We start from the raw sequence: 24,336 nt of genomic DNA, 5'->3' as shown, positions 1-24,336 counted from the left end.
GTGGATTTTTTTTTATTCCATTCATTTGCATAATATGAATCAATGGAGGCTTGAATGGTCAAAGTAGGAATACCGAGAGGTTTGTATTATTATAAGTTTTCCACCCTATGGGAAAGCTTTTTTACCGAACTGGGAGCAGAAATTGTAATTTCGGATAAAACCAACAAAAACATATTATTGGAGGGTGCCAATAACTGCGTTTCCGAAGCCTGTCTCCCAATAAAGGCATATTACGGACATGTGATAAATCTGCTTGGAAAAGCGGACTTTATTTTCCTGCCGCGTTTTACCAGTATCTCAAAAAAACAGTACATCTGCCCGGAAGTCGCCGGAGTTCAGGATATGATAAGAAATTCCATAAAATTAATGCCCAGGATAATCGATACCGAAATCAATCTGAGGAAGAGCGAAAAAAATTCATGGCTTGCCGCGCAGTATACCGGTGAATTTATAACGAAGGATAAACAAAAAATAAAAAATGCCTATAAAAATGCATTGGAGGCATACAGAAATGAGAGGCAGGTCATGAAATCCGGAATGCTGACCGATGAGTTCAAGCAGGAAATCGGTTCAATGCCCCTGCGGGTCATTCAGAAACGCAGCACCAATATTACGGTTGCTGTTTTAGGCCATTGCTATACGGTATATGACAGTTTTATAAACATGGAATTGATGAGGAAGCTGAGAGATTACGGGATAGGAATCGTAACGCTGGATATGCTGGATTACCGGGAGTCAAAGGAAAAATGCAGGGAACTTGACAAAATGTTGTTCTGGGATTATGGAACCCGGGCATATGGAGGAAGCATTCAGCTCATAGAAAATGGCGGAATAGATGGAGTTATTGCCATAACTTCCTTTGGCTGCGGGGTGGACAGTTTTGTGATAGAACTGGTTGAAAAGAAAATTAGGGAGGAAAGTGACATTCCATTTATGAAGCTGGTTTTGGATGAACATTCGGCAGAGACCGGCTTCTGCACCAGACTGGAGGCATTTGTAGATATGATTGTGAGGAGGGTAACCCATGAAAATAACGTTTCCTCATATAGGTAATACTTATATTACAGCAAAATCCTTTTTGGACGATTTTGGCTCGGAATACGTGGTTCCGCCCTTTAATACAAATAAGACGCTGGAATTGGGCTCAAAATATACCTCTGAAGCACATTGTCTGCCCTTTAAGCTTTTTGTGGGAAATATGCTCCAGGCTCATGAAATGGGCGCCGATACCATGCTGATAACCGGAGGCTGCGGACCGTGCAAGCTGGGATACTTCGGAGAGATGCTGAAAAAAACCGCCGTCGAGATCGGAATAAAGATGGATATTATAACTCTTGAGGTTCCGGATCAGGGCATGAAGGAGCTGGCCGCGAGGATTAAGAAGGTCAGCGGCGGCTCAAACTATCTAAACGTTGCAAAAGCGGTGAACGCAGCTAAAAATGTGGCGGTTCAGCTGGACAACCTGGAAAGGCTGTCTCGTATAAAACGGGCCAGGCAGCTTGAAAAGGGGAGTGTTGATAAAATATACCGCGGCTTCCAAACAGGGATTCTGGAGGTCAGTGGTTCGAAAGAAATATTAAAATTTATAAGACAGACAGAAAAGACACTTAAAAAGCTGCCGGTAAATGAAAAGGCACGGCCCTTGAAAGTCGGCATTGTCGGAGAGATTTACACCACAATCGAGCCATATGCGAATTTTTCCATTGAGAGAATGCTGGGCAATATGGGGGTGGAAGTGACGAGACAGGTTACGGTAAGCGGCTGGATCATAAATGACATGCTGAAGAAGGGTCTTCATCTGCCTGTGGAATCGGAAGACGTAAGAGAATCAAAAGCATATATGAGCAGTATGGTAGGCGGACATGCCCATCATACCGTGGGCAATACCGTCGTCCATGCAAAGGAAGGCTATGACGGCGTTATTCATATTTATCCCCTGGGCTGCATGCCTGAGATTGTATCACAGGCTATTCTTCCGGCGGTGGAAGAAAATCATCAGATTCCCGTAATGACTATCATCAGGGACGAAATGACGGGGGAAGCCGGATTTAATACCAGAGTTGAAGCATTTGTCGATTTAATTAAAAAGAGAAGGGAAGAGCACTTGAATGAACAGAATAAAATGTTATATGGGTATTGATGTAGGATCGGTAAGCACAAATATCACACTTATTGACGAGGAGAACAATGTCCTTGACAAGCAGTATCTCCGCACCGAAGGGCAGCCCATCGAATCCATACGGAAAGGTCTGAAGGACATTGACCGGAGGATCGGCAAGAATATTGTGGTATCGGGTGTCGGAGCAACAGGAAGCGGCAGGCAGCTGGCAGCTGCAATAGTGGGAGCCGATGTTGTAAAAAATGAAATAACGGCCCATGCGGTGGCAGCACAAAAAACAATACCCGATGTCAGGACTATTATTGAAATAGGCGGGCAGGATTCCAAGATTATTCTGTTAAAAAACCAGGTGGTCCATGATTTTGCCATGAACACCGTATGTGCTGCCGGGACAGGTTCCTTCCTGGACAGGCAGGCCTCCAGAATAGGGATAGCAATCGAGGATTTCGGGTCATATGCGTTAAAATCTAAAAATCCTGTGAGAATAGCAGGACGGTGTGCTGTTTTTGCCGAAAGCGACATGATACATAAACAGCAGATGGGACATTCAAGAGAAGATATCATCGGCGGTTTATGTGATGCCCTGGTCAGAAACTATCTTGCAAATCTGGCAAAAGGAAAAAGGCTGGATTCTCCGATTGTATTCCAGGGCGGTGTAGCGGCAAATATAGGTATTGTCAGAGCATTTGAAAAAGCTCTGGGAGTCGGGATCATAATACCGGAGCATTTTGATGTCATGGGCGCCTACGGTGTGGCTCTGCTGGCAAGGGAAAGTGTACAGGACGCCTCGGGAAAAACACAATTTAACGGCTTTGACAAGCTTAACGGTTCATATACCACCGAAAGCAGGGAATGCTCAGGGTGCTCCAACTGCTGTGAAATTGTCCAGATCACACTGGATGACGACCCTGTGGCGTGCTGGGGGGACAAGTGCGGCAAGTGGAGCGGGACTGCGTAAAGGCTCTTTTTAGATAAAGGGCCGTCTTGAAATGAGGGAATTGCAAATAATAAATTACTGAGAATAGTGCTCCCGTACTATTATATCCATAATTTGTACTAAAATAAAAATCCCACTGGATTAATCCGGTGGGATTTTTACAAGTAACCATACAATTTTTAAATATATCAGAAAACATTTAACTGGAGTTTTCTACATTACCCACCGGATCAGGCCCATATCAAACCTGTTTATCATATCCGGATGCTTTGGGGTTGCACGGAAAGTATAGGCATATTCTCCGCCGTCTTCAATTCTAAGGTTCAGAGAATATCTGTACAGGCTGTCGGCCAGCTTTTCGGTGCAATTCATCTCAACTGCCTGTGCATTTGCTATTTTCCCGTTTTCCAGAGTTCCGTAATATAATTCAACCATAATGTTTGCCGGATCGATTGCACCTAACTGGGCATTGACCCACAGGTTGATTTCCTGCCCGGAATTTGACCTGTAATCTTTCAGGTCATTGTGGTTTTTATCTGCCATAAGCTGCACCTGGGCCCAATTGTTTTTCATATGTTCTTCAAAGGAGCTGAAACTTCTTGCCGTATTGCAGTTATCCTCCAACAGCTTTGAAGCCCCGGTCATGGCGGGCAGATACATTCTCTCGGTGTACTCCTTTACCATTCTGTCGGTACTGTAATTCCAGGCCAGTGACTTTATGGAATTTTTCATAATACGGATCCACTCCTCAGGGATACCTTTCTCGTTAACCTTGTAGAAAAGAGGAACGATCTTTCCTTCAAGAGTGTCATATATGGATTCGCTGTCTATATTGTCCTGGGAGTTCTCATTGTCAAATTCGGTCTCATCACCTATAACCCAGCCGTTTTCACCGTTATAGCCTTCGCACCACCAGCCGTCCAGAATGCTGAAATTAATGATGCCATTAATGCAGACCTTTTGACCGCTGGTTCCGCTTGCTTCAAGAGGCCTTCTTGGATTATTCATCCATATGTCAACGCCTTGAACAAGATTTCTGGCAACAGTCATATTATAGTTTTCAAGAAGGATAACCTTTCCATAAAAGCCTTCCTGCCTTGCTATATCGTTTATATTCTTGATGACATCATGAGCCGGGCCGTCGGCAGGGTGGGCTTTACCGGCGAAAATAATCTGCACCGGCTTTTCCGGGTTATTAAGGATATTCTGTATCCTTGCAAGATTTCTGAATATGAGGTTTGCACGCTTATAGGTTGCAAACCTTCTAGCAAAACCGATGGTAAGCGCATTGGGATCAAGGAAGGTATCAACCTGTCTTACCGCTTCCATAGATTCACCGTTAGCCAGTTTCTGAGCCTTCAGCCTATCCCTTACAAAACCGATCAGCTTGTGCTTTAATTCCAAATGGGTATTCCAGAGCTCTCCGGAAGGAATATTGTCTACAGCTTCAAAAGTGGAAGCGGAATATATCCTGGTTTTCCAGCCGGAATCGAGATATTTGTCATAAAGCTCCTTTATTTTAGGCGATAACCAGGTCAGTGTATGGATTCCATTGGTTACGTGTGTTATGGGAACGTCATCCTGGGGTACACCGGGCCAAACATCTCCGAAAATATCCCTGGAGACGGCACCGTGAAGCTTGCTTACCCCATTTTTTCTGCCGGCAAGCGTCAGAGCGAGGACTGTCATGTTGAAATTCTGATCCTCGGGATTTTTCAGTCCCAGTTCAAGAAAATCATATCTGCTGAGTCCCAATTGACCCCAGAAATCTCCGAAATATTTATCCATCATGTACAGCGGAAAGGTGTCATTTCCTGCCGGAACAGGGGTATGGGTAGTAAATATGGCGGAGTTGGACACAATCTGCTTTGCTTCCTTAAAGGTTAAATGTTTTTCATTAATAAGTTTTCTTATAAGTTCAAGTCCCATGAAAGAGGAATGTCCCTCGTTCATATGATAAACCGTGGGGTGGATATCCAGTGCATCCAAAACACGGATGCCGCCGATGCCAAGGAAAATTTCCTGCTGAATCCTGGTTTCATGATCTCCTCCGTACAGCCTTGAAGTTAGGGCTATGTCAGAAGGATTGTTCTTCGACACATCGGTATCCATCAGGTAAAGATTGATTCTGCCGATTTGTACTTTCCAGACCTTTGCATATACGGTTCTGCCCGCAAAGGTGATATTGATTTCAGCCTGCTCGCCGTTTGAATTAAGTGCCGGCAATATGGGAAGCTGGGAAATATTCAAATTATTAAAGCTGGTTTCCTGCCAGCCGTCAATATTGATTCTCTGGCTGAAATAGCCCTGTTTGTAAAAAAGACCGATTGCAGTAAAGGGAAGGCCCAGATCACTGGCAGATTTGCAGTGATCACCCGATAAAACGCCCAGACCGCCGGAATAAATAGGCAGCACTTCGTTTAGACCGTATTCGGCAGAGAAATATGCAATTCTTTTTCCGTTACTTTCAGGATGATTTATTGAAAACCATGTGTCTTTTTCGGACATATAGCTGTCAAAGGCAGCGACCACATTATGAAGCCTTGACATATAATCCTTATCTTCAAGCCTGGCCTGAAGCTTTTTCTGACTTACCTCCTGCAGAAAACGTACGGGGTTTTTGCCCAGCTTTTCCCACAGCTCCAAGTCGATCTCCCTGTAAAGGTCGATTGCCTCAGGATTCCATGACCACCATAAATTATATGCGATATCGCTCAATCTCTTAAATTCTTCAGGCAGGGCTGATATTACGTTGATTTTTCCAACAAGATACATGTGCATCCTCCAATCTGTTATTTAGTAGATTATATATTTCTACCCGTTATTTATATGATTCAAGCTGTATTTGCTTATCCGATTTTCAGTTGTTGATATAATAACATAAAGAAGATGTTATTGGTAGCGTTTATCATTAATTAATACAATGTTAAAATTTATTTAACGCGTAGTGCTAATTAATTTGAATTTTGCTTTACCTGTGTAATATTCTATATCAACTGGTAGCTTCCGTACTAACTTCATAAAATAAGGGCGCCCCCAAAACAATTACATAAATTGTATCGCCTCATTTAAAGCGGTTTTGCCGTCGCTCAAACTTGACATCCTGTCTCGATTTGAAGCTTAAAGCAACGTCCTGTTGCTTTGTCGGCAAAACCACTTTACCTTTGGCGACAATTTATCGCAATTGTTTTTAACCGTGCGCCCTTATTTTATGAAGTTGTCCCTCGTACCAGTTGATTCTAATTAAATCTATCTGTAAAGCAAAACAAATTATTAACTAGCATTACGAGCTAATTTAACTTGTTGTGCCGTTAAATTATGATTGCTTTTCAGCAAATGGAAAAAAATACTTTTCACAATTTATGATTTTGATAAATAAAAAGTACCAAAATGTGAAAAAAATATATATTATGATAAATATGATAAAACGATTTTTTATTTACGGTATTATCGGCTGGAGTATGGAAATAGTCTGGACGGGACTATATTCGTTAATCAACGGCAATATGACCCTTGAGGCATATACCAGCCTGTGGATGTTTTTTATATACGGATGCGGAGTTTTCCTGGAACCTCTTCATGACATTATACGTTCCTGGAATGTTGTACTGAGAGGTTTAGTTTGGGTTGTGATAATTTGGGGAATAGAATACACAACCGGAAAACTGATCCTGAGCATATTGCACGTATATCCATGGCAGTATTTCGGCAGATTTGCCGTTGAGGGTATTGTCAGGCTGGATTATGCTCCCGCATGGTTTCTGGCAGGGCTGCTGTTCGAACGTGTGCACCGGGCACTTGACAGATTGAAGATCGTGTAGAAAATGGCAGATTTTCCAGTATCCTGTGTCACTAATGTTACAAATATTAATTTTTTGTGATTCATTTGAAATATACCAATAACAATATTATAATATAATTACTTTTTATATTAGATTACTAAAAAGTATACACGAGGGTGTATGCTTTTTGTTTGCACTTTGTGGGGCTTATTTGATTTAGGGGGCTAAATGAATAACATAACGGTAAATGAACAGTTTGGGCTGCAAAATCAGCTCAAGCAGGTAAAGAAAAAAAAGAAAAAATCAAAGCTGAAAAGCTTTATTGTTTTTTTAATATTTGAGTTTTTATTTATGTCGTTAACAACACCGCTGCTGGTCTTTTACGGTCCTTTCAACAACGTAAAGCGAACCATAATAGGGATGACCTGGAACTCCTTTACGCTTCAGAAAATTCCGAAGGCCTTTTTGTCGGACAATGCAATATCCAGGATACTGGGTGACGGTTATGCAATATCGGATTTAGATACCGAAGCAATAAAAATGCTTAAATTTGGAGTAAAGCACACCGGGGAGATTGAACTTTTCGATGTTGAGAGCTCCAATTTTAAAGGTAAGATGCTTTTGATAGAAGATCCCACCAGAATAAAGGTCGGATACTCCAATCAGATGCCCAGAGCCGGTGAAACCACCAGCAGTATAGCAAAAAGAAATGGTGCCATTGCAGCCATAAACGGAGGCGGTTTTATTGACACCAAATGGGCAGGAACAGGAGGCGCTCCGCTGGGATATCTGATCAGTAACGGCAAGTATATAAGCGGACAAATCAAGGATAAGGACAAAAAACGTGATACCATCGCTTTTACTGAAGATGGTATGCTCATAGTAGGGAAGCATTCGGAGAACGATCTGAATAAATACAAGGTTAAGGAGGCAATCAGTTTCGGTCCTCCTCTGATAGTTAACGGTAAACCCACTGTAAAGGGAGACGGCGGATGGGGTATCTCTCCAAGAACAGTAATAGGACAAAAAGAAGATGGTTCTGTGCTCATGCTGGTTATTGACGGGAGAAGCCTGAAATCCTTTGGAGCAACCCTGGAGGAAGTTCAGAACATCATGCTCAAGCATGGCGCCGTAAATGCTGCCAATCTGGACGGAGGTTCTTCAACAACGATGTATTATGACGGAAAGGTAATCAATACACCTTCTGACGCTCTGGGTGAAAGATCGGTTCCGTCGGTATTTATGGTAATGCCGTAGAATAAGAGCTCTGCTTCACGCCTTACCCGGCTCACGGTAGGTGCGTACATTTATTCATAACTCATTTATGTGGGCTGGAAAGGCGAATGGTACCTGATTGAAAACTTTAGCTAGGTGGTATAAGTGGATATTATTAGCAGTAATGTTCCAATTCTGTGTATTGTTTTATATAAATAATATATTTTTAAATAGTGATGGTTCGGTTAGTATAACAACGGCTGATGGTGAAGTGAAGGAAAAGCCGGTGACTGGAGTTTTCACAGTTGCAGACGGAGTCAAGGAAGTAAAGGTATCATATAATTCAAGATTCGGCGCATATGTGGACACTGACGGAGCGCTGCATATAGTGGATATAAAAGCGAAAAAAGATAAAAAGATATCCGGTCTTGAAGACGATATGATAACATTTTTCAAGTGGCTGCCTGACAGGGATATGATTATTTACTCCTCGGATACCAAAAACGGTAAAAGGGGAGTGATACAGATTTCAACCTATGAGGCCGATTACGGAACTATCAGGGATCTGCCCGAGATAAAAGCCGTAAATGCACAAAGCAAAGTTATGGATATAGATCTTTCACCGTATACAAACGTAGTTTATGCACAATTAAATACTTCGGAGACAAGGTCAAGAATTTACAGGATCAATGTCATGAACCAGTATTCAAATGTTTTAACCCTTGGTGCTGACGCAATTATCAAGGAGAGCGCCTATGTTAACAAGCTGGTTTATCAGAACCCGGGGGAACCGGTTTATGTGTATAATGATATGGATAAGTCAAAATCAAAGATAACCATTGATTCCGAAAATGTGAGGATCCTGGATATAGATGCAAACGATACCCTGTTTATTGCAGCCCTGGGGGACGACGGAAAGGTGACTCAGCTATACCAGCAGAAGATCACAGAAAACAGGTTTACTGATGACTGGACCAAAACTCCTTTGAAAGAACCTGTGCCTCCGGAAGATATAGTTGTATCCGGCAGCGGAAATGTTTATTATATTAATAGAAGTGAGAACAAAATTATTAATGTTAAAAATGATTTGAAAGCTTCATTCAGAGGAGAGTTTTTGGAGGTACTTAACGGTACGCTTGTTTCCATCGACGGGAATAAGGTTAACATTAATTCCTTGAAGGAATATTAGCCGGCAGAGATGTTTAATAATTTTTCAAATGGGTATAAATAAATTAAGTTTTAGCAACCAACATGTGAATCAGGAGGAAATTTTTATGTCAGGTAAAATAATTGATATTACCAAAGATACATTCGAGGGGTCGGTACTTAAATCAGAAAAGCCGGTAGTGGTTGATTTCTGGGCATCATGGTGCGGCCCTTGCAGGATGGTGGCTCCAATAATGGAGGAATTGGCAGAGGATTATGAGGGGAAAGTTCAGATTTCAAAGGTAAACGTGGATGACCAGGGTGAACTGGCTGCCCAGTTCAGAATAATGAGCATACCGACTGTGCTGATATTTAAAGACGGCCAGGTTGCCGAAAAGATTGTGGGAGCCAGGGCAAAAGATGAGTTTGCCGAGCTCATAGATAAACATTTATAGAATCGGAGCTTTGCAGTATAGCAGTATATTAGTTAATTCTTTTTTACAATAAATGAGAATATTATTTATTTCCATATGATGAATCTCTTTCGGCAGTTGATTTGTTCAAGCTTGCCCTTAAGAGATTCATTTGTTATAATGGAAGATATTATAAAATAATTCATTTACTACAAATATTTTGTGGGAGGATGTACTATGGCAGGGGAAAAATTATTTTCTACGGCCCTTTTCGGTTTCAAGAAAAAACATGTGAATGATTATCTTGAAAGATTAAATAAAGAGTATGAAGAAAAGCTTAAAGCCAAGGAAAAGGAAATTGCTGATGTTAAAGCCCAGTATCGTGATATCAAATCCAAATATGATGAGATCAGTTCAAATATTCAGCAGATAAAGGAAGACAGGGAAAAGATAGCCACTGCATTTATTACTGCACAGGAAAAGGCAGAGACTATCATTAACGACGCAAAACTTCAGGCCATCAGCGAGAAGAAAAATCTTGAAAAACAGGTGGAAGAAGAAAAAGAAAAGCTTGTGGATATAAAGGAAGAACTTAAGGTCTTAAAGGTGGAACTAGTCGGCAAGCTTAAAAAATATGAGGGTGAACTGTCAGGCTTTATAAAGGAATAAAAGTATAAATTATTTTTATACTTGAATAAAAAGATAATTTAAATTATAATAAGCTTTAATAATTATTGTGTTTTTTTGATGGCTATTGCATATATTAATATTGCATACATTAAATAAGTAGGGTGACAAATTTATAAATTTAAATGCTGTGAATGGGAAGAGTAAGTATTGAATCAGTTTAAGAGAGCCGGTAAACAGGTCGCTGTTGGTGGGATTCCGGTACTGGTTGGTATTGAAGGCAGCCCGGGAGCAGATTTTTCGAAAGTCGGAGACGGCAAGTAGAAAAAGACGTGACGCTACGTTACAGGCGCGTAATGTAAACATTAGTGTAATTAATGTCGCATTATTTGAGTGAATGCATTGCAGCATTAATTAGGGTGGTACCGCGGAAACCTTCGTCCCTGTTTTGGAGGACTTGGGTTTTTTTTGTGCCACCTTTCTTATTATATTAAAAAAATATTCTGATCAGATATTATTTATAAGTTAATAACGACTAAATAAAAATGTAAAGGAGAGATTGAAAATGGAAGAGATTCTGGAGATTTTGGAAAAGAACAGTAAAGTGACAGCGGCGGAGATAGCGGTTATGCTTGGCAAATCGGTTGAAGAGGTAACGGAAGCCATAAAGAAATATGAAGCTGAAAATGTAATAGTCGGATACAGTACACTGGTCAATTGGGATAAAACCGAGAGGGAAAAGGTTACGGCACTTATAGAAGTCAAAGTGACACCTCAAAGAGGGCTGGGCTTTGATAAAATAGCCGACAGAATTTACAAATATCCTGAAGTTACAGCCTGTTATCTGATGTCGGGCGGGTTTGACCTCACTGTAATCATTGAGGGGAAAACCATGAAGGAAGTTGCGTTGTTTGTATCGGAAAAGCTTGCACCCCTTGAATCGGTTCTCAGCTGTGCAACCCATTTTGTATTGAAAAAATACAAGGACAAGGGAACCATATTTGAGGAAAAACCCATAGATAGAAGGGAGCCGATTTTCATATGATAATGAAAGATATGATTTTGGACAGAATAAAAAATGTCCCGCCTTCGGGTATCAGAAAGTACTTCGATCTGATTAACGAGATGAAGGATGTCATATCCCTGGGAGTGGGGGAACCTGACTTTGTAACACCCTGGAATATCCGGGAGGCCGGAATTTATTCGCTGGAAAACGGGCATACACAGTATTCCTCCAATGCAGGTTTTATTGAACTCAGGGAAGAGATAAGCAAATATCTGCAGAGAAAATTTTCACTGGAATATAATCCTGTGGATGAAATATTGGTTACGGTGGGAGGAAGTGAAGGAATTGATGCAGCTTTGAGGGCTCTTGTGGGCCCCGGTGACGAGGTAATTATTCCGGAGCCCAGCTTTGTGGCATACAAGGGCTGTACTGGGTTTACAGGCGCTACAGCCGTCACCATTCCGCTAAAGCAGGAAAATGAATTTAAGCTGACGGCTGAAGAGCTGGAAAATGCCATTACTGATAGAACAAAAGTAGTAATCATACCCTTTCCCAATAATCCCACAGGAGCTATAATGACCAGAGAGGATTTATATGAACTGGTTAAGGTACTGAAGGACAAAAACATAGTGGTACTGTCGGACGAAATATACTGCGAACTTACTTATGAAGGCGGGCATACTTCAATTGCAAGCTTTCCGGAAATGAAGGAACAGACGGTTGTAATCAACGGATTCTCAAAATCCTTTGCCATGACCGGGTGGCGTCTGGGCTATGCCTGCGGCCACAGGGACCTGATCGGTGAGATGAAAAAGATACATCAATACGGTATCATGTGTGCCCCCACAACGGCTCAGGATGCCGCGATTGAGGCACTGCAGAACAGTGATGACGATGTGGCCATGATGGCAAAAGAGTACAACAGACGCAGGAGAGTAATGGTGGACGGATTTCAGAAAGCAGGATATTCGAGCTTTGAACCGAAGGGAGCCTTCTATGTATTTCCCAATATAAAAAGCTCGGGTCTCAGTTCGGATGAATTCTGCGAAAGACTTTTGATTGAGCAGAAGGTGTTGGTGGTGCCCGGAACAGCATTCGGAGAATGCGGTGAAGGATATGTCCGTGCCTGTTATGCATCGTCAATGGAAAATATAATCGAAGCAATGAAGAGGATAAGGACTTTTACCGACAGTCTTGGTTAGGGCGCTGCTGCACTGCTGCCGGTTGAAGCCTGGTTGGAGGAATTAATGTACAGGTTGGTTGCAATAGATTTGGATGGAACGCTGCTGAATATGGATAAGGAAATATCGGAGAGAAATAAGAAAGCAATTTCCCAAGCAATGGAAAAGGGCGTTAAGGTTGTTGTGTGCTCAGGCAGAGTGTATACCGGAGCTAGGCTGTATGCAAAGGAAATAGGTTCCCGGGATCCGATAATTGCCTGTAACGGAGCTGTTATTACAGATAAAATCGACGGTAAAATAATATATTCGGATTATATGGATGTGGAGGTCAGCTTAAAGATTAACCGCATTTGCCAGAAGCATGGCGTATACTACCACGTTTATGCCGGTGATACCATGCTGACCGAAAGATTGGGTTTTACATCCAAAAAGTATTATGAAAGAAACAGGTCTCTGCCGTCTGAGGACCGGGTGGATATCGAAGTGGTACAAAACATGGAAGCCAAATTGAAAAGTATTCCGGATACCGTGCTGAAATTTGTCATAGTCAACGATGATCTGCAGCAGCTCAGGAAAGTGAGAGCAGATATGGAACAGCTCCGTGAGATTGATGTCATGAGTTCCAACTTCGACAATTTCGAGGTAATGAACAAAGGTGTCAGCAAAGGTTCGGCTCTGGCTAAATTAACCGATATTTACGGTATTCCTGCCCAACAGATGATAGCTATCGGAGACAACGAAAATGATATTTCCATGTTCGAATATGCCGGTATGAGCATAGCCATGGATAACGGTGAAGAAATTGCCAAGGCTGCTGCAAACTACATAACGGCATCCAATGAAGCTGACGGTGTCGCACAGGCTATAGAAAAGTTTATTTTGGCAAAAGGCTAGACGTTGGATATAATAGTAATGTACAGAATCAATTATTAACTTTAGAGAGGGATGATTAAATGCTTGAGCTGGAACAATACAAGCTTGAACTTCAAGGCTTGAAAAGCAATTTAGAGGAAATGAGGGCTTCACTTTGACATCGCCAGACTGAGCGATGAGATAACCGAGTTGGAGCACAAGGCTTCTGAACCCGAATTCTGGAATGATATGGAGAATTCGCAGAAGATACTTCAAAGAACAAAGAATCTTAAATCAAAAATAGAGAGATTTACCAACCTGACCTCCCAGTGGGAGGATCTAATCACTCTTGCCGAACTGGGGATTGAAGAACAGGATGAAAGTGTAATACCCGAGGTAGGCGAAGGGCTGGAAAAGCTGAAAAAAAATCTTGAGTCACTGCGGTTGGAAACCTTGCTGACAGGGCCATATGATAAGAATAATGCCATTCTTACCCTGCATGCAGGTGCCGGGGGAACAGAAGCCCAGGACTGGGTGGAGATGCTGCTGCGCATGTTCACCAGGTGGGGAGAGGCTAAAGGCTATGAAGTAAAGATACTGGATCTGCTCGATGGCGATGAGGCGGGAATTAAAAGTGTAACAATTCACATTATCGGGGAAAATGCATATGGGTATCTGAAATCAGAAAAGGGAGTGCACCGTCTGGTCAGAATTTCTCCATTTGATGCTTCAGGCAGAAGACATACTTCCTTTGCGTCCATGGATGTCATGCCCGAGCTGGATGATACCATAGAAATCAATATCAATCCCGATGATTTGAGAATTGATACCTATAGGGCATCAGGAGCCGGAGGACAGCATATAAACAAGACCGACTCCGCCATCAGAATAACACATATACCCACCGGTGTTGTAGTTTCCTGTCAGACCGAGCGTTCACAGTTCCAAAACAAGGATACTGCAATGAAGATGTTGAAGGCAAAGCTTTTTGAGCTAAAAGAGCGTGAACAGAAAGAGAAGATAGAGGACTTGAAGGGAGTCCAGCTGGATATTGCCTGGGGCAGCCAGATAAGGTCATACGTGTTCTGCCCATATACCCTTGTAAAGGACCACCGCACAAATTATGAGGAAGGAAATGTTAACGGTGTAATGGACGGAAATCTGGACGGCTTTATAAATGCATACCTTTCAATGGAAAAGTCCGGTGAAAATGCTGCCGTTTAAAGGCAATGCAAAGGCTTAATACTAACAGGTAACGGAAAGAAGGATTGGTATGAATTCTGAAGAATTGAAGGCATTGCTTGAAGGAGTTAAGAACGGGACAGTTGAAATAGACCGTGCCTTCAAGGAAATAAAGGCATTGCCTTATGAAGATCTGGGCTTTGCAAAGATAGACCACCACCGCAGCATCAGAGTCGGCTATCCTGAAGTTGTCTACTGTGAAGGGAAAACCAGCGGACAAATTGTTGAAATAGTTAAGAGATTAATGGAAAAGAATAATAATATACTGGCCACAAGAGCATCAAAAGAGGATTTTGCCGCAGTGAGCGAAGTCATATCCGATGCTGAGTACCATGAGGCTGCAAGGATAATTGTTGTCAAAAGAAAAGAGATAATTGTCAGTGAAAAGCATATTGCGGTTATAACCGCCGGAACCTCCGATATCCCGGTTGCCGAGGAGGCAGCAATTACGGCAGAAGTACTGGGCAACAGGGTCAATAGGATATACGATGTGGGTGTAGCAGGTATCCACAGACTTTTGTCCAAAATTGATGCCATTACCCAGGCAAATGTGGTAATTGTGGTGGCAGGAATGGAAGGGGCTCTGGCAAGTGTGGTAGGCGGTTTGGTTGACAAGCCGGTGATAGCAGTGCCCACAAGTGTAGGCTACGGAGCAAATTTCGGCGGTTTGGCGGCGCTGCTTACCATGCTGAACAGCTGCGCCAGCGGTATAGGTGTTGTCAATATAGACAACGGCTTCGGCGCAGGCTACCTGGCCAGCAATATCAACAAGCTTTAGCCGTTCTTGAAATCAGTACGGGAGAGTTTTGTTATATTAGTGTTTATATTTCAAAATTTAGGGTATAACAAGATTAAAATTTTAAAAAATATCGATTAACTATTTAGTATTGCGGAGGAATTAATGCGAGTTTTATATTTTGACTGTTTTTCCGGAATAAGCGGAGATATGACCCTTGGTGCCCTGCTGGACCTGGGGCTTGACAGCAAAGCCTTTTTACAGGAACTGGACAAGCTTAAAGTGGACGGTTATTCCATTGAGATAAAAAAGGTTGTTAAAAATGGCATAACCGGTACTGACGTAAATGTTATACTCCATGACGAATGTGAAGAGCACAGGCACGAAAATGGTGACGGTCATACTCATGACCATCATCATGACCATGAGCACCGACATCAGCATGATAATGAACAGGCTCATGGACACAGTTCTGAGCACAACCACCTTCACAGCCATGATCATGACCACGACCATGATCATAACCACGATCACGAACATCTGCACGATAATGATCACGACCATGACCACAGTCACGGGCATGAACATAGCCATTCCCACCAGGAGAGGAACCTTGCCGATATAGAAAATATCATTAATATGAGCGGTCTGAAGCCGGCAGTCAAGGCTATGAGTACCAGAATTTTCAGGGAAATAGCCCGTGCCGAGGCAAAGGTACACGGCAAGGATATTAACGAGGTCCATTTCCATGAGGTTGGAGCAATCGATTCAATAGTAGATATTATAGGTGCATGCATATGCATCGACATGCTCGGGGTTGAGAGGATATATGCCTCCGAGCTGCATGAGGGAAAGGGTTTTGTCAAATGCGCACACGGTCTATTACCCGTGCCTGTGCCGGCTGTCATGGAAATGCTGTGCAACAGCAAAATTCCTCTGGTGACTGAGAATATTCCCTTTGAACTGGTCACTCCCACAGGTATCGGAATTCTTAAAATGACCTGTTCTGCTTTTGGAAAAATGCCTCCCATGTCCATAGAAAAAACGGGATATGGTATGGGAAAAAGGAATACCGGCCATTTTAATGCCTTAAGGGCGGTGGTTGGCACACTTTACGAGCAGGACAACGTACCTAACGATGAAATTTCAATACTTGAGACCAATATTGACAATATGTCTCCCGAAATCCTGGGCTATACTATGGAGAAGCTTCTGGACACCGGTGCACTTGATGTATACTACACACCCATATATATGAAGAAAAACAGACCTTCGGTAATGCTGACAGTATTGATAAAATGCGGAGATGAGAAAAAGTTTTCGGATGTCATATTCAGTGAGACTTCCACCCTGGGGATAAGGGTAAAAAGGTCGGCCAGGTTTTGTATGAACAGGGAATTTGTGAAGGTTAATACAATGTACGGAGATGTGAGAGTTAAAGTCGCCAGCATGGGTGATATACATAAATTTGCTCCCGAGTATGAAGATTGCAAGAGTATAGCCGTCAAGAACGGTATACCCATAACTAAAGTATATGAAATGGTAAATGAAACTTACAGGCAGGAAGGAAGCTGCATTGCTGTACAATAAATTTTCTCAATTTCTGAAAGACAAATACGGCTCAAAGGTATATAAACTCCCGCTAAACCTGCCTGTCACCTGCCCGAACAGGGATGGCAGTCTGGGTTGGGCGGGATGTATTTTTTGCGGAGAAGAAGGGGCAGGTTTCGAAAATCTGTCCTGTGAAATCTCGGTTGCAGATCAGCTGGAGCAAAACGTCAGGTATATAGGGAAAAACTATGGAAGTGAAAAGTTTATTGCCTATTTTCAGAATTATTCAAATACCTACCTTCCATACGAGCTGTTCGTAAAAAATATATCCGAAGCCTGCCGGGAGGGAATTGTTGCAATATATATATCAACCCGTCCTGATTGTATTGCCGACAGGTATATGGAATTTCTGGCCGGACTGAAAGAGGAAAAGGGAATAGATATTGTTATGGAACTCGGACTGCAGACTGTCAATTATCATACACTAAAGCTGCTTAACCGGGGGCACACACTTGCGGAATTCATAGATGCCGCAATAAGGATCAGAAAATACCGGCTTGGTATATGCGCCCATTATATAACCGACCTTCCCATGGATAATGTGGACGATGTTATTGAAGGGGCAAAGATAATCTCAGCCCTTGGTGTTTCACAGGTGAAGTGCCACTCGCTGTTTATTCTTAAAAATACTGAGCTGGAAAGAATGTATTCCCGTGGAGAAATTCAGCCGATAACCATTGATGAGTTCATTGACAGAACCATAAGATTTTTGGAGCATCTCGACCCTGATATTGTGGTACAGAGGCTGATTGGCAGGGCCCCTGCCGAAAGAACTGTTTTCTGCAACTGGAATACCAGCTGGTGGAAGCTACAGGATATGATAGAAGCAAAAATGGTTGAGCAAAACACCTGCCAGGGCAGACTGTATAAAGCAGGTAACAGTTTGATGAATAAAATACATTGACACTCTGAAATATGAACAATCAGGTAAGATATTTTTGAAGGCTTGTTTCAGCCTTCAAAAATATCTTCAAGGGTAACCTCCAGATCTTTAAACCAATATGACGTTACAATATCATTATTCTTGCTGACTGAATGGAAGTCAATTTCACAATCTTTAAAGCCATAGAGAAGAACAGATTTGTTTTTGGGATCAATTACCCAAAATTCCTTAACACCCGACAACATGTAGGTGTTCAATTTATCCACCATATCCTTTGACCGGGTACTCCGGGACAAAATCTCTACAACCAGAGTGGGTGTTCCCATATACCGTCCTTTTTCAGTGACGGTATTTTCGAGATCGCAGGCTATAAGCAGGTCGGGCTGCATGACGTCGGGAGTTTTCAAGTCTTTCTTAAAAAAGTGTACATCAAAGGGAGCATAGAAAACCTTGCAGGTTTTCCCTTTTAAATAATTTCTTAAAATTACATGCAAATTGCCGGAGATTACCTGGTGAAAGGTGCTGGGCGAAGATAACAGGACTATCTCACCATTGATGTATTCCATACGGAGCTCACTGTTTTCATAGATTTCCATGAACTCCTCATAGGACACCTTTTTACCACCATACCGATAATCCAGGGCTTTTTCCTTCACTGTAAAATATCTTTCGATGTCATTGATGTAAGGGGTCAGTCTGATGGCTTTCTTTCCGTTTTTTGTAATGATTACTTCATTGTCATTACTCACCAGGTCAAGGTATTTACCTAAATTTAATTTGAGCTCGGTTGCCGTTATTACCTTGGTTTCGTAATCCATGGCAGATCTCCTTTATGTATTTATTTTAATAAGGTTCCTGGAAAAAATCGTATGAAAGATTGGCGTCATCTGCGGACATATGTACGATATTAATAGGAAAAGTACGATTATTAATAATATTATTATATAATATAGAACGATTTTGTCAAGAATGATCTGTAATAATTTCCATGATTATGATAAAGACTGACGGAATTTTACCGATTTCGGTCCCATTGCCAATAACTGAAGGAAACCTGATGCCCGGTGTTTATTGCCAATTAATCCTGATTTTATAGTTAGCCGAATCCAATAAATGCTAATTGTGAATAATTATGCGCTTAAATGCTTAAGTATTCAATTTGACTACAAAATTTTATTTACAAAAGCATTTTTGATGCTATGCATACCAAACAAAATTCGATATAATATTAAAATATTGATATGACTTAAAGTATTAAGCTTTAAAATATGCCTATTATACGAATAAGGAGTTGTTATTTTTGAACAATGAGATGGTATTGGTGCTGGATTTCGGCGGACAGTACAACCAATTGATAGCACGCCGCGTCAGAGAAGCTAATGTATACTGTGAGGTCATTCCTTACAGTGCGTCACTGGAGCGAATTAAATCATATAATCCCAAGGGCATCATATTCACTGGAGGGCCTAATTCAGTACTGGATGAAGGTGCACCGAAATGTGATCCGGGAGTATTTGAGCTTGGTATTCCGGTTTTGGGAATATGCTATGGCATGCAGCTTATGAGCGTCATGCTGGGAGGTTCGGTTGAAGCCGCCAAACAGCGTGAATATGGCAAGGTGGAGATTTGTGTGGACAAGTCCCAGCCCTTTTTCCGGAATGTTGACGAAAACACCACCTGCTGGATGAGTCACACATACTATGTGAGCAATCCGCCCGAAGGGTTTGTCATTACTGCTAAATCTACAAATTGCCCAGCCGGAGCTATGCAGCATGTTGAAAAAAATCTGTATGCGGTTCAGTTCCATCCTGAGGTTATGCACACTCCAAAGGGAAAGGAAATGTTGAGAAATTTCCTGTTAAATATCTGTCACTGCAAAGGTGATTGGAAAATGTCATCTTTCGTTGAAAATTCGATCAAAGCCATCAGGGAAAAGGTTGGAGACAAGAAGGTTTTATGCGCCCTGTCAGGCGGAGTGGATTCTTCTGTTGCGGCGGTTCTCATTCACAAGGCAATCGGAAAGCAGCTGACCTGTATATTTGTCGACCACGGACTTTTGAGAAAGTATGAAGGAGATCAGGTGGAGCAGGTATTCAGAAACCAGTATGATATAAATATGATCCGTGTTAATTGTGAAGACAGATTTTTGGAAAAGCTGAAAGGGGTATCCGACCCTGAATCCAAGAGAAAAATCATAGGTGAAGAATTTATAAGGGTATTTGAAGACGAAGCCAGGAAAATCGGAAAGGTTGATTTCCTTGTCCAGGGAACAATCTATCCTGACGTAATAGAAAGCGGTCACGGTGATGCGGCAGTTATCAAGAGCCACCACAATGTGGGGGGACTTCCCGATCATGTGGATTTCAAGGAGATAATCGAACCTTTGAGAAATCTGTTCAAGGATGAGGTAAGAAAGGCCGGAGAAGAAATGGGTATTCCTGAGGACATCGTCTGGAGGCAGCCCTTCCCGGGGCCAGGTCTTGCTATCAGAGTAATCGGTGATCTTACAAAGGAAAAACTCGATACATTGAGAGATACCGATTACATTTTCCGCGAGGAAATAAAGGCAGCAGGCCTTGGCAGAGAAATAAACCAGTACTTTACAGTATTGACAAACATGCGAAGTGTGGGAGTTATGGGTGACGAAAGAACTTATGACTATACTCTGGCTTTGCGTGCAGTAACAACCACAGACTTTATGACCGCTGACTGGGCGAGGATTCCATATGATGTGCTGGAGCGTATTTCAACACGTATTGTCAACGAAGTCAAGCACATAAACAGAATAGTTTATGACATCACCTCGAAGCCACCGGCGACGATTGAGTGGGAATAATCGCCGAGCGCTGCCGGAGGCAGAAGAAGCGAAGGCGATTATTGCGCAGCGCAAGGAGCAATGCGACCGGGAGGGAGCAGAGCGACTATGCGGCAAGCCGGGTACATTAAAGAACGCCGAGCGCTGCCGGAGGTATTAGTGTTTTTTTGCTTATTAACAAAAAGGGTTTTATGGTTTTAAATTTCAGATGATTATATATAACCGTGTTAGATATTTACCGATTTTAAGGTATATCTAAGGCGGTTTTTCTATTATTTTTCAAGCCAAGTAAGAGCATTTTACTCCATGCATTTCATTTTTAAGGAAACAGGAAAATATAGACTTTAATTACAAATTAATATAATATTATACAGTAAAATACATATGTTTATAGACGGAAGAAAGATTAAGGGAGTGAGTTCTTATGGCATCTATTCAAACAAAGAAAAAAAGCATTATACGAAAGCCTATTTCTTACCTGTGTACAGGGCTAATCTTAATAGTTGCAGGATATATAACGTTTAATTATTCATACTCAATTGTAAATGCTTTAAAAACATTTTTCAGAGGAGCAGTTACAGTACTAAAGGACTTCATTAGTCCTTTAAGTGAGATTAACATTCCTTTGAATGTTCCTACAATGATAACTGCTGTTTTGTTAGCATTAAGCGCATGGTTTATCGTAAAAGGAATCAAGAGTATCATACATAACTTTAAAGATTCTGATGTTATAAGGCTTTTGTCAAAACTCCCCAGCGATTATTATTTATTTAATGAAGTTAAAATTGAAAACAACTTAATTGACCACATTGTGGTTTGTCCCAAAGGTATATTTACCATAGATACAAAGAATTGGAAGGATTCTGCTCAAAAGAATCTAAAGTATAATAAGCAGTATAATATGATAAAGCAAGGAATATTGAATTCTAAACTTTTAAATGATTTTCTGCAGAAGAACCAAGCGGGAAACTATTTTGTTAATACAATTGTTGTATTTGCTGACTGGGATGAGAAACTGAAAGAACATTTTTCTGATATACCGGTATTACAGCCAGAACAATTGGCCCAACATATTACCAGTTTCCCGGATAAATATTCTTTCGATGAATGCAAAAAAATTGCAGATGCACTGAAAATTAATCTATCTCCACAGGTAAGTCCTGCTAAAGAAAAAAGTCAGAATAATGAAGATATTTCAAAGAAGAAATCTGCTCAAAAGGTATAAAGGATTAACCATCTGGAGGTCCTTCCGATGGTAACATCAAAGTTAGTTAAAGTATTTTTTTAGAAGTTTATATGGCTTATGGCTCGATGGTTATAGTATAATTTGGTAGTATATAGTTATGAATAAATTTGTATGTGAAGTGAAAATATCGACTAGCAATTTAATATATTGGATATTGATGCCAATAGAACATTGAAACTATAAGGTTTGTTACGGGTAAATATATAGTTTCTTTGAAAAGGGAGCTGAGCGAAATGGATTTAACTAAAAATTATGATATTTATACATCAAAAGATAACAAATATGGCACTTGTGGAACTATGATATACACTGATCCCAAATGCAGAATAGAATTTGATGTATGTGATTATAGAGACCCTGTATGGTGGATCACAGTATTAAAAAAGTTTAATTTAACAAAAGAACAAAAAATTGAACTATTGAGAAGAATATCAGCAAATGTACAGATACCGGTATATGAAGAACGTATTGGTGAAATTCAAGAAAATATAAATAACATTGATGGGTCCAAGAGCATTATCGACTATTAAGTTTACGGGCTAACTTACTAATACAAAATACATTGAATAAACTAATATGATTGGGAATGGATAACAAAAATGAAATTTAAATGTGGATTGTATGGCGGTTCATTCAACCCGCTGCATTTAGGACATGTGCGTTGTATCATAGAGGCGGCAAATCAGTGTGAAGACCTGATTGTGGTGATCAGTGAAGGTGTTAATAGGGATGAAATAGATATCAGGGTAAGATATCGCTGGATATACCAGTTAACGAAGCATATGGGAAATGTAAGATTATTCATTTTACAAGATCATGTTAAGACGAAACAGGATTACACAGAAGAATACTGGATGAAGGATGCCGAAAAGGTTAAAGAATTTGCAGGAAAAAAGATTGATGTTGTTTTTTGCGGCAGTGATTACGATATGAATAGCTTTTGGGCCAGATGCTACCCGGAATCAGAAAACATTTTCTTTCAAAGGGATGAAATTTCATCTGCTGAAATCAGAGCAGATGTTATGGCTCATTGGGAATGGCTTCCGGATATTGTAAAGCCTCATTATGTAAAAAAGGTGCTGCTTGCGGGCGGAGAAAGTACCGGTAAATCAACTTTGACTATAAACCTTGCAAATTACTATAACACGAATTATTTAGAGGAGATAGGAAAGAATTTATCTGAACGTTCGGGCACCGGTATGTTAATGCTACCGGAGGATTTTACAGATATACTTTTAATACATAAGTCAAGGGAAAGAGAAGCTCTTTTATCCAGTAACAAGGTGCTTTTTGAAGATACCGACTGTCTGGTTACCAAGTTTTATATTCAATTTCTTGATGGAAAAGACAAGGCTATAAATGAAAATCTGGCTGATGCAATTGCAGAATTAAACAATTATGATTTGGTGATATTTCTAGAGCCTGATGTGAATTTTGTTCAGGAAGGTGACAGGAGTTCCGTAATAGCAGCTGATAGGGAACACTATAGTAATAAGATAAAGGAACTGTACAAAAAAAGAAAATACAATATAGAGGTAGTTTCAGGAGATTACCAGGAGAGATTTTTGAAGTCGGTTAGTCTAATTGATAAATTACTTGGAGAGCATAAAAGATGATGAAAGTTGAAAATAACACGAAGCCGATTACGAAGTTCGTGAACTTCATGACACCCTTTCAGTGGTTTGAGGTGCTTATATTAATAGGATTTACAACATATTTTGCAGCTGTTGATAAAGAAAGTTCAGCTTTATATCTTGTAATAAATTCACTTTCAGCAATATGCGGAGTTTTCTGTGTTGTGCTTTGTGCTGCAGGTAAAAAGTCCCAGTACTATTTTGGTTTTGTAAATATTGCCGCATATATCGTAATTGCCATGACAGGTAAATACTACGGGCAGGTTGCCTTAAATGCACTTTACTATCTTCCGACCCAGTTTGTAGGCATGTATATGTGGAAAAAACATATGCATGAGGATGTAAATGCAGTCAAGTCAAAGAAAATGAGTCTTAAGCAGATTGGGTTATATATTTGTGGAACAGTCATCGGTATTATAAGCTGCCAATACATATTGGAACTGCTTGGAGGCAGCCAAACCTGGCTGGACAGCACTACACTTGTGATTTCCATAATTGCTAATGCACTTATGGTGCTAAGATATAAGGAGCAATGGATTCTTTGGATTGTCGTTGATATTATTACTGTTACCATGTGGGTTCTGGCCGGGGATATGATTCAGGTGTCAATGTGGTCGGTATATCTGATGAATGCATTTTACGGCTTTTTTATGTGGTCAAGGATGAATAAAATAAACATTCGAAATGAATGATAAACTTTGGATATCATGCACATTTATTATAAAAAATCCTGTCCATGGACCGGCAAGTTACACAGAAATAACATGGCCCAATTAAAAATAAAAGTCTGCTTATTGATTACTATTGCAGAAAGTATTACATCAAAACGTATCAATATTCAACAAGGTGTAACTTTTTTAAATATTTTTATAAAACTGACAACATTTCGCA

General features: G+C 40.9%; 22 protein-coding genes and 1 other annotated feature. Of the genes, 20 read left to right on the top strand and 2 right to left on the bottom strand.

The features are described from left to right. Positions 1-54 precede the first annotated feature (54 nt). The 3 genes from CTER_RS23290 to CTER_RS23280 are packed head-to-tail and all read left to right on the top strand — an operon-like array spanning position 55 to position 3,077. Positions 55-1,053: an acyl-CoA dehydratase activase-related protein gene (locus CTER_RS23290; RefSeq protein ID WP_004630166.1), complete on the top strand. Its 999-nt coding sequence runs from the start codon at positions 55-57 to the stop codon at positions 1,051-1,053. Continuing rightward, complete coding sequence (locus tag CTER_RS23285) at positions 1,025-2,140, top strand: hypothetical protein (RefSeq protein ID WP_004629796.1); 1,116 nt, start codon at positions 1,025-1,027, stop codon at positions 2,138-2,140. The genes CTER_RS23290 and CTER_RS23285 overlap by 29 nt, the downstream gene beginning before the upstream one ends. Beyond that, the gene (locus tag CTER_RS23280; RefSeq protein ID WP_004629617.1) at positions 2,109-3,077 is read left to right on the top strand and encodes an acyl-CoA dehydratase activase; all 969 of its coding nucleotides are present in this window, start codon (positions 2,109-2,111) and stop codon (positions 3,075-3,077) included. Before CTER_RS23285 ends, CTER_RS23280 begins: the two co-directional genes overlap by 32 nt. 192 nt (positions 3,078-3,269) lie before the next feature. Here CTER_RS23280 and glgP read toward each other — a convergent pair whose 3' ends face one another. After that, the gene (glgP, locus tag CTER_RS23275; RefSeq protein WP_004629833.1) at positions 3,270-5,831 is read right to left on the bottom strand and encodes an alpha-glucan family phosphorylase; all 2,562 of its coding nucleotides are present in this window, start codon (positions 5,829-5,831) and stop codon (positions 3,270-3,272) included. Between the two features lie 644 nt (positions 5,832-6,475). On the opposite strand from glgP, the gene CTER_RS23270 reads away from it, so the two are divergent. The 12 genes from CTER_RS23270 to mnmL all read left to right on the top strand — a co-directional run bounded on the left by CTER_RS23270 (position 6,476) and on the right by mnmL (position 17,771). Beyond that, positions 6,476-6,877 carry a putative ABC transporter permease gene (locus CTER_RS23270; RefSeq protein ID WP_040761989.1) on the top strand — a complete coding sequence of 134 codons (402 nt, stop codon included), beginning with the start codon at positions 6,476-6,478 and terminating at the stop codon, positions 6,875-6,877. 189 nt (positions 6,878-7,066) lie between these two features. Then, entirely contained in the window at positions 7,067-8,095 is a 1,029-nt protein-coding gene (locus tag CTER_RS23265; protein ID WP_004630010.1) for a phosphodiester glycosidase family protein, read from the top strand. Between the two features lie 97 nt (positions 8,096-8,192). Beyond that, positions 8,193-9,242: a hypothetical protein gene (locus CTER_RS23260; RefSeq protein WP_004629841.1), complete on the top strand. Its 1,050-nt coding sequence runs from the start codon at positions 8,193-8,195 to the stop codon at positions 9,240-9,242. A gap of 28 nt (positions 9,243-9,270) precedes the next feature. Further along, the gene (trxA, locus tag CTER_RS23255) at positions 9,271-9,654 is read left to right on the top strand and encodes a thioredoxin (protein ID WP_341349550.1); all 384 of its coding nucleotides are present in this window, start codon (positions 9,271-9,273) and stop codon (positions 9,652-9,654) included. A gap of 195 nt (positions 9,655-9,849) precedes the next feature. Beyond that, on the top strand, positions 9,850-10,281 hold the full coding sequence (locus CTER_RS23250; RefSeq protein WP_004629926.1) for a divIVA protein: 432 nt from the start codon (positions 9,850-9,852) through the stop codon (positions 10,279-10,281). 139 nt (positions 10,282-10,420) lie between these two features. Then, positions 10,421-10,687, top strand: a binding site (T-box leader). Between the two features lie 117 nt (positions 10,688-10,804). Then, positions 10,805-11,284 carry an Lrp/AsnC family transcriptional regulator gene (locus CTER_RS23245; protein WP_004630105.1) on the top strand — a complete coding sequence of 160 codons (480 nt, stop codon included), beginning with the start codon at positions 10,805-10,807 and terminating at the stop codon, positions 11,282-11,284. Then, complete coding sequence (locus tag CTER_RS23240; protein ID WP_004629676.1) at positions 11,281-12,447, top strand: pyridoxal phosphate-dependent aminotransferase; 1,167 nt, start codon at positions 11,281-11,283, stop codon at positions 12,445-12,447. Before CTER_RS23245 ends, CTER_RS23240 begins: the two co-directional genes overlap by 4 nt. Before the next feature lie 45 nt (positions 12,448-12,492). Beyond that, positions 12,493-13,320: a Cof-type HAD-IIB family hydrolase gene (locus CTER_RS23235; RefSeq protein WP_004629891.1), complete on the top strand. Its 828-nt coding sequence runs from the start codon at positions 12,493-12,495 to the stop codon at positions 13,318-13,320. Between the two features lie 59 nt (positions 13,321-13,379). Further along, positions 13,380-14,502, top strand: a protein-coding gene (gene prfB, locus CTER_RS23230; protein ID WP_200859492.1) for a peptide chain release factor 2 whose coding sequence is annotated in 2 segments (ribosomal slippage) — positions 13,380-13,454 and positions 13,456-14,502 — 1,122 coding nt in all. Because the reading frame shifts where the segments join, the coding sequence is not laid out codon by codon here. 49 nt (positions 14,503-14,551) lie between these two features. Next, positions 14,552-15,298, top strand: coding sequence for a nickel pincer cofactor biosynthesis protein LarB (gene larB, locus CTER_RS23225; protein ID WP_004630178.1), 747 nt, complete (start codon positions 14,552-14,554; stop codon positions 15,296-15,298). Between the two features lie 123 nt (positions 15,299-15,421). Further along, on the top strand, positions 15,422-16,846 hold the full coding sequence (larC, locus tag CTER_RS23220) for a nickel pincer cofactor biosynthesis protein LarC (RefSeq protein ID WP_004630265.1): 1,425 nt from the start codon (positions 15,422-15,424) through the stop codon (positions 16,844-16,846). Further along, positions 16,833-17,771, top strand: coding sequence for a tRNA modification radical SAM protein MnmL/YtqA (gene mnmL, locus CTER_RS23215; protein ID WP_004629777.1), 939 nt, complete (start codon positions 16,833-16,835; stop codon positions 17,769-17,771). Before larC ends, mnmL begins: the two co-directional genes overlap by 14 nt. Positions 17,772-17,818: 47 nt before the next feature. On the opposite strand, the gene CTER_RS23210 is transcribed toward mnmL, so the two are convergent. Continuing rightward, positions 17,819-18,568 (bottom strand): type II toxin-antitoxin system Phd/YefM family antitoxin, encoded by a 750-nt coding sequence (locus tag CTER_RS23210; protein ID WP_004630162.1) that lies wholly within the window; start codon positions 18,566-18,568, stop codon positions 17,819-17,821. A gap of 482 nt (positions 18,569-19,050) precedes the next feature. Between CTER_RS23210 and guaA the strand changes: the two genes are divergently transcribed. From guaA to pnuC, 5 genes are all read left to right on the top strand, one after another. Beyond that, entirely contained in the window at positions 19,051-20,586 is a 1,536-nt protein-coding gene (gene guaA, locus CTER_RS23205) for a glutamine-hydrolyzing GMP synthase (protein ID WP_004629962.1), read from the top strand. Between the two features lie 403 nt (positions 20,587-20,989). Next, positions 20,990-21,790 carry a nuclease-related domain-containing protein gene (locus CTER_RS23200; RefSeq protein ID WP_004629959.1) on the top strand — a complete coding sequence of 267 codons (801 nt, stop codon included), beginning with the start codon at positions 20,990-20,992 and terminating at the stop codon, positions 21,788-21,790. A 254-nt stretch (positions 21,791-22,044) separates the two neighbouring features. Beyond that, positions 22,045-22,341 (top strand): hypothetical protein, encoded by a 297-nt coding sequence (locus CTER_RS23195; protein WP_004630126.1) that lies wholly within the window; start codon positions 22,045-22,047, stop codon positions 22,339-22,341. Positions 22,342-22,410: 69 nt separating this feature from the next. Continuing rightward, on the top strand, positions 22,411-23,427 hold the full coding sequence (locus CTER_RS23190) for an AAA family ATPase (protein WP_004629718.1): 1,017 nt from the start codon (positions 22,411-22,413) through the stop codon (positions 23,425-23,427). Further along, positions 23,424-24,137 (top strand): nicotinamide riboside transporter PnuC, encoded by a 714-nt coding sequence (gene pnuC / locus CTER_RS23185; protein WP_004629909.1) that lies wholly within the window; start codon positions 23,424-23,426, stop codon positions 24,135-24,137. Before CTER_RS23190 ends, pnuC begins: the two co-directional genes overlap by 4 nt. Positions 24,138-24,336: the final 199 nt, after the last annotated feature.

The organism is Ruminiclostridium cellobioparum subsp. termitidis CT1112, assembly GCF_000350485.1.
Classification (GTDB): domain Bacteria; phylum Bacillota; class Clostridia; order Acetivibrionales; family DSM-1351; genus Ruminiclostridium; species Ruminiclostridium termitidis.
This window is presented reverse-complemented; position numbering and strand designations above follow the sequence as displayed.

What these genes read in the sequence shown, in the direction of transcription:
- larB (WP_004630178.1), top strand. Translation starts at nt 14,552, where the DNA reads ATGAATTCTGAAGAATTGAAGGCATTGCTTGAAGGAGTTAAGAACGGG.
- CTER_RS23250 (WP_004629926.1), top strand. Translation starts at nt 9,850, where the DNA reads ATGGCAGGGGAAAAATTATTTTCTACGGCCCTTTTCGGTTTCAAGAAA.
- CTER_RS23200 (WP_004629959.1), top strand. Translation starts at nt 20,990, where the DNA reads ATGGCATCTATTCAAACAAAGAAAAAAAGCATTATACGAAAGCCTATT.
- CTER_RS23280 (WP_004629617.1), top strand. Translation starts at nt 2,109, where the DNA reads ATGAACAGAATAAAATGTTATATGGGTATTGATGTAGGATCGGTAAGC.
- CTER_RS23210 (WP_004630162.1), bottom strand. Translation starts at nt 18,568, where the DNA reads ATGGATTACGAAACCAAGGTAATAACGGCAACCGAGCTCAAATTAAAT.
- CTER_RS23290 (WP_004630166.1), top strand. Translation starts at nt 55, where the DNA reads ATGGTCAAAGTAGGAATACCGAGAGGTTTGTATTATTATAAGTTTTCC.
- pnuC (WP_004629909.1), top strand. Translation starts at nt 23,424, where the DNA reads ATGATGAAAGTTGAAAATAACACGAAGCCGATTACGAAGTTCGTGAAC.
- glgP (WP_004629833.1), bottom strand. Translation starts at nt 5,831, where the DNA reads ATGTATCTTGTTGGAAAAATCAACGTAATATCAGCCCTGCCTGAAGAA.
- CTER_RS23285 (WP_004629796.1), top strand. Translation starts at nt 1,025, where the DNA reads ATGAAAATAACGTTTCCTCATATAGGTAATACTTATATTACAGCAAAA.
- CTER_RS23245 (WP_004630105.1), top strand. Translation starts at nt 10,805, where the DNA reads ATGGAAGAGATTCTGGAGATTTTGGAAAAGAACAGTAAAGTGACAGCG.
- CTER_RS23190 (WP_004629718.1), top strand. Translation starts at nt 22,411, where the DNA reads ATGAAATTTAAATGTGGATTGTATGGCGGTTCATTCAACCCGCTGCAT.
- CTER_RS23270 (WP_040761989.1), top strand. Translation starts at nt 6,476, where the DNA reads ATGATAAAACGATTTTTTATTTACGGTATTATCGGCTGGAGTATGGAA.
- CTER_RS23195 (WP_004630126.1), top strand. Translation starts at nt 22,045, where the DNA reads ATGGATTTAACTAAAAATTATGATATTTATACATCAAAAGATAACAAA.
- CTER_RS23265 (WP_004630010.1), top strand. Translation starts at nt 7,067, where the DNA reads ATGAATAACATAACGGTAAATGAACAGTTTGGGCTGCAAAATCAGCTC.
- trxA (WP_341349550.1), top strand. Translation starts at nt 9,271, where the DNA reads ATGGGTATAAATAAATTAAGTTTTAGCAACCAACATGTGAATCAGGAG.
- larC (WP_004630265.1), top strand. Translation starts at nt 15,422, where the DNA reads ATGCGAGTTTTATATTTTGACTGTTTTTCCGGAATAAGCGGAGATATG.
- CTER_RS23235 (WP_004629891.1), top strand. Translation starts at nt 12,493, where the DNA reads ATGTACAGGTTGGTTGCAATAGATTTGGATGGAACGCTGCTGAATATG.
- CTER_RS23240 (WP_004629676.1), top strand. Translation starts at nt 11,281, where the DNA reads ATGATAATGAAAGATATGATTTTGGACAGAATAAAAAATGTCCCGCCT.